Consider the following 3,477-nt stretch of genomic DNA (forward strand, 5'->3'; position numbering starts at 1 on the left):
ACCTTGGCGGCGGCCTTGCGGATTTCGTCGCGGCCCTTCGACGTGGAGGCGTCGGGCTCGGCAATCAGCGATGCCTCGCGCACCTTTGCCACGAAAGTCTCGCGGCGCTGAGGATCGAGCAGGGCAATCTCGGGCTGGTCAAAAACCGCCTGGATGATGTCGGTGGTAGCCGGCGGCAGGATTTCGCCTTCAACCCGTTCGGGCGCAATGGTAGCAGCTTCAACCATGGATCAGCGTCTCCACAATGAGGATGAGAGCCCCAGCGAGAACCGGGGTGATAATGGTGAGGGCGATGGCTGCAGCGGCCACGGCGCGGGTGATGCCCGCCTCCGCGATGATGGATCGCCAGGCAGCGATGTTGCGGATCACAGCGCGATCTCCCGTGCCGGAGCACCCACGGCATCGGCGCCGGGGGACCACTGCCAGGCCTCGACCGGCTCATAGGCATCGATGGCCAGTTCCGTGACCACATCGGCGCGCAGCTGCGGCACCCGCACCGAATGGGAAAAGCCGGGCTTGCGCACCCACATGTCCTTGCCCTGCTTGATCTGGTAGATGCGCAGCACCTGCTTGCCGCCGGCGCATTCCAGCACCGCGAACTGATCCTTGTGGGCGCATGACAGCTGGGCCTCGGCCACAACGTTGGTGAGCGTGCTGGCCTCGATCCGCAGCGGGTAATGGACGCCGTTGTGCAGCTTCCATGCGCGATAGGTGGCAGTAGCCATCGGGGCGGCGCGCATCAGGCAGCCTTCCCCACGGCGGCAGCGCGGGCGCATTCGGCCTGCCAGATGGTGTTGAGCCGGTGCCAGTCGCGGATGCCCCAGGCGGCGGCCAGCGCTTCGGGATCACCGAAGCGGGCGTTCAGCAAGTCATCAATGCTGGTGAAGCTGTTGGCGACCGCAGCGAACTGCCGGCGCTCGGCATCGTTGCAGGCTTCGGCAAAGGCATAGCCGACGGCGGCGGCCACGGCCTTGTCGCGCAGGACTTCCAGTGCGCGGCGATCGTCTTCGTCCATTGCCCAGACAAAGCTGGTTGGGCCAACGATAGGCGTGTGGCGAACGATCGAGAGCGTTTCAGGCGCGATCGCGGCAACAAGTGCGGCGGCGCCAGGGATTTCGAGAGTGGTGGCAATGGCCATGTGACCCGTCTCCAAGATGGCCGGGTCTGCGCTTGCGGCTCACCGGCTGTTGGAAACGGAATTACGATAACCGTAACATCACGTCAATACGAAAATCGTAACTTACGCCATCGCGCTGTCAGGAAAATATGCTGGCTATGCCATAGATCGCGCCAGCGGGTAGAAGGCGGACAACAGTCTGGATTGCGAGGATGCGCGGGAAAACGCGCAAGTCACCGCGCAAATTTGCTGCCATAACGTGGTCGTACATCGGGCCGGTAGCGATGCCCCAAACGGCATTGAGAAAGGCGACCGGCAGTATCCACCATGCGCTCATATGATCGAGGCCTGATGCGATTGACGTGCTGATGAGTCCTACGATCAGCAAAAAGCCGATCATCGCGACATGCCCAGATGAAGGCAAAGCATCGCAAATGCCCATATGATAAGGGGCCAGATGTAATTCTTGGGGGCCTTGATGGTGCTTTTGGTAAGGGCATACGCGACAATGGCGGATACGGCCCATACTCCCCAGCCTTCAACACCGAACAGCAGTTCAGTTGCGACAAAGGTGCAAAGGTTGAAATGCCACAGTTTCACTTGCCGTATGGATAAATAGTCCATCGCCTGGTTACCCCTTCGCCGTTGATTCACAGCCCTTCGTCGCTACCCCATGAAACGACACGACCAATGACTATGATCTGGTGTTCACCCATCATAATAGGCTGGTGATCTGGATTATTGGATGCGGGTTCGAACCTCGCCGGCGCTTCCATGAACCGCTTGATGGTGGCCTCTCCATCGCCGTTCTGGATGAGGTAGACCTTGCGTTCGAAAAGCGTTTTCTGCGTGGGGTCAACTGCTGCCCAGCTACCGTCTGGCAGAATCTTGTCCATGCTATCGCCCTTTACCTCGACGGCAAAAGCAGCCTTGCGGCCAGGCTTTTTCAGGATCGGCACGGAATAGTGCGGTAGGTTGATTGCCTCTCGCCAGGCTCCCGCTGCGGCAATGCCGATCACCGGCACCCATTCGAAGTCGTCGCGGTGATCGCTCTCAACCTCTCCCATGCCGAACAACTTTGCCAGGGTGACCATTTCATCCTGTTGGATCATTCGCTCACCACGCCGGATTTCGGAAATTCGTGGCGGGGCGATGCCCAGCAATGCGGCAACATCCTTGGCCTTGTGGTGCTTTGCATCGAGCCGACGCAGCAATTCGTCGCGGATTTCGTCGTGCGTAACCATGAGGCGACATTGCGGAAATCGTAATTCCCCGTCGATAACGGATATCGTAACAAGAGGGCTTGCCGGAAGTTTACGATTATCGTAATTCATGGCGCATGATGACCGCTGAGCAGATGATTGCCGCCTTGGGCGGCACCGTGGAGGTGGCGAAAGCCATCCAGGCCCCACCCTCGACCGTCTCCAGCTGGAAGACGGCCGGCAAGATCCCGCGTTGGCGAATGGCGGAGATCGAGCGGCTTGCAAAGGACAAGGGCGTGTCCCTTGCTGCCCAGGCAGCGCCATGACCGCTCCACTCGCCACTATCCGGCACCACCAGCAGGACCACGCCCAGATCTGGGTGACCCAGCTGGCTGGTGACAAGGTGCATGTGTCGCTGAGCAATTGCGGCATGAGCACAGCAATCGTTCTCGACGCCGAAATATGCGCAGAGTTGTTCGCACGAAAGTTCGCCGAACATCACGCTATCGCAGCCAGTTAGTCTGAACGTCTCCATATCGGCGCGTTTATGTGTCCGCATATCAACAAACAGTTAACTTAGCAGACGCAGCAAAAATATTGCGGCGCTGCGGAAAGCGAGGTTGCCATGTCTGGTCCTGACTTGATCACTGTTTCTGTTGCAGTTGGTGAGATTGCCATTGCTGCCGGCTTTGCGATTGCATGGCGCGGTAGCCTGCGCCGGGCAGCAGCATATCGCCGCGCGCTCAACCGGGCTGAGTTCCATGTTGCCAACCTCCAGCGCGCCCTGGGCGATACCTTGCGCGATGCCGACAAGGTCCGTGCCGCGCGCAAGAAGGCCAATCGCGCGGCCATGAAGGCGGCCGACGCGGGGGCCCGGCGCCAGCAGACCGTCGATGCCCTGGCCGTTACCCATCTGCGCCCGCGCGCTGAGGTGGTGGCCGAGGTTCGCGCGCGCCGCCACGCCTGAGATCCAGCGCGGGCGGGGCCGCGTCAAAGGGAGGCTGGGGTTTGGATACGCCCTGAGCACGTCGACTGGATGGCCGCGCCTTACCGGCCACGATGGAAGCCTCTCCCCCGATCCCCTCTGGTGAAAGGAGGCCGCCATGGCCCGACCGAAAACGAAGGAAAATGACCAGCCCGCCGATGATGGTGGCGAAG

The 3,477-nt window shown here is 60.8% G+C and carries 10 protein-coding genes; 3 read left to right on the forward strand and 7 right to left on the reverse strand.

What is annotated here, in order from left to right; translation table 11 throughout:
* The 7 genes from C8K14_RS22160 to C8K14_RS22800 all read right to left on the reverse strand — a co-directional run.
* Positions 1 to 227 (reverse strand): hypothetical protein (locus C8K14_RS22160; protein WP_133726923.1); only part of this gene is annotated, 227 nt, incomplete at its 3' end.
* Positions 220 to 369 (reverse strand): hypothetical protein, encoded by a 150-nt coding sequence (locus C8K14_RS22795; RefSeq protein WP_158272007.1) that lies wholly within the window; start codon positions 367 to 369, stop codon positions 220 to 222. The genes C8K14_RS22160 and C8K14_RS22795, both read right to left, overlap by 8 nt.
* Complete coding sequence (locus tag C8K14_RS22165; protein WP_107719290.1) at positions 366 to 740, reverse strand: hypothetical protein; 375 nt, start codon at positions 738 to 740, stop codon at positions 366 to 368. Before C8K14_RS22165 ends, C8K14_RS22795 begins: the two co-directional genes overlap by 4 nt.
* On the reverse strand, positions 740 to 1,138 hold the full coding sequence (locus C8K14_RS22170) for a hypothetical protein (RefSeq protein WP_107719292.1): 399 nt from the start codon (positions 1,136 to 1,138) through the stop codon (positions 740 to 742). The genes C8K14_RS22165 and C8K14_RS22170 overlap by 1 nt, the downstream gene beginning before the upstream one ends.
* A gap of 118 nt (positions 1,139 to 1,256) precedes the next feature.
* On the reverse strand, positions 1,257 to 1,517 hold the full coding sequence (locus C8K14_RS22175; protein ID WP_107719294.1) for a hypothetical protein: 261 nt from the start codon (positions 1,515 to 1,517) through the stop codon (positions 1,257 to 1,259).
* Positions 1,514 to 1,741 (reverse strand): hypothetical protein, encoded by a 228-nt coding sequence (locus tag C8K14_RS22180; protein WP_133726924.1) that lies wholly within the window; start codon positions 1,739 to 1,741, stop codon positions 1,514 to 1,516. The genes C8K14_RS22175 and C8K14_RS22180 overlap by 4 nt, the downstream gene beginning before the upstream one ends.
* Before the next feature lie 26 nt (positions 1,742 to 1,767).
* The gene (locus tag C8K14_RS22800; protein ID WP_158272959.1) at positions 1,768 to 2,361 is read right to left on the reverse strand and encodes an XRE family transcriptional regulator; all 594 of its coding nucleotides are present in this window, start codon (positions 2,359 to 2,361) and stop codon (positions 1,768 to 1,770) included.
* Between the two features lie 113 nt (positions 2,362 to 2,474).
* Here C8K14_RS22800 and C8K14_RS23285 point away from each other — a divergent pair, with 113 nt between their 5' ends.
* The 3 genes from C8K14_RS23285 to C8K14_RS22190 all read left to right on the forward strand — a co-directional run bounded on the left by C8K14_RS23285 (position 2,475) and on the right by C8K14_RS22190 (position 3,286).
* Positions 2,475 to 2,645: a carph-isopro domain-containing protein gene (locus C8K14_RS23285; protein ID WP_369974079.1), complete on the forward strand. Its 171-nt coding sequence runs from the start codon at positions 2,475 to 2,477 to the stop codon at positions 2,643 to 2,645.
* Complete coding sequence (locus C8K14_RS23290) at positions 2,642 to 2,839, forward strand: hypothetical protein (RefSeq protein ID WP_369974078.1); 198 nt, start codon at positions 2,642 to 2,644, stop codon at positions 2,837 to 2,839. The genes C8K14_RS23285 and C8K14_RS23290 overlap by 4 nt, the downstream gene beginning before the upstream one ends.
* A 120-nt stretch (positions 2,840 to 2,959) precedes the next feature.
* Positions 2,960 to 3,286 carry a hypothetical protein gene (locus C8K14_RS22190; protein ID WP_108350180.1) on the forward strand — a complete coding sequence of 109 codons (327 nt, stop codon included), beginning with the start codon at positions 2,960 to 2,962 and terminating at the stop codon, positions 3,284 to 3,286.
* Positions 3,287 to 3,477: the final 191 nt, after the last annotated feature.

Source organism: Novosphingobium sp. GV079, assembly GCF_003058045.1.
GTDB classification, from domain to species: Bacteria; Pseudomonadota; Alphaproteobacteria; order Sphingomonadales; family Sphingomonadaceae; genus Novosphingobium; species Novosphingobium capsulatum.